Below are 801 nucleotides of genomic sequence, written 5' to 3' on the forward strand. Positions count from 1 at the left end.
TTCGTCCCTTGTGCTTTCCATCAACGCATCACAACTGTTTACTAAGACGTTAATGAAGACCTGTTCTAGCGCCAACATGTCGCCTTGCACTTTTACATCATCAGGTAACTGGTTTTCTATGATGATCTGTTGACGCTTCGCTCGCGTGTTCACAATGGTGGATGCTTGCTCCGCCACCTCATGAACACTTACAGACTTCACTTCTCTTTCACCTTCTGGCTTGCGAGCGAATTGGCGCAAACTGTTGATGATCTTACTCATCCGAGTCGCCAAACCTTCGATGTGGGTAATGGATTCACCAACCTTTTCTGGAGATTCCTGTTCGAGGAACATTCTCGCGCTGTATAAATACGTCGACATTGCGTTTAATGGCTGATTAAGCTCATGCGCTAAACTGGTCATGGTTTGCCCTACAACCGCCATTTTTGCAGCTTGAATCAACTCATCTTGCGTCTTTTTGAGATTGTCTTCGGTGCGAATACGTTCTTCGATTTCGTTTTCTAACTGTTGGTTTTTCAGTAGCAAATCTTGCGTCTTTTCTAACACCCGACTTTCCAAGGTACGCGTGGTCATTTCTTGATGAGTGACATCCGTAATCGTCATGATCAGTTTGTATTCAGCACCATGAGCGAAAGGACGAATATCGAAACGCACATACTTTGGTTTCTCGTCTCCAAGTGACAATGTCACATGAATTTTGCCGAGTTCAATCCACAAGTGAGAACCATCGAATACCTTTTTCAGTTGATCACGACAGCTCTCTGGGAAGTACTCCCAAATCGGATAACTTTCGTTAACCTC

The 801-nt window shown here is 44.4% G+C and carries 1 protein-coding gene; it reads right to left on the bottom strand.

Features of this window, described 5'->3' with window-relative positions; translation table 11 throughout:
• Positions 1–801: histidine kinase dimerization/phospho-acceptor domain-containing protein (locus tag R7R24_RS26065; RefSeq protein WP_318120023.1), on the bottom strand; the 801-nt coding region annotated here is incomplete at both ends.

Source organism: Vibrio sp. 704 (genome assembly GCF_033339295.1).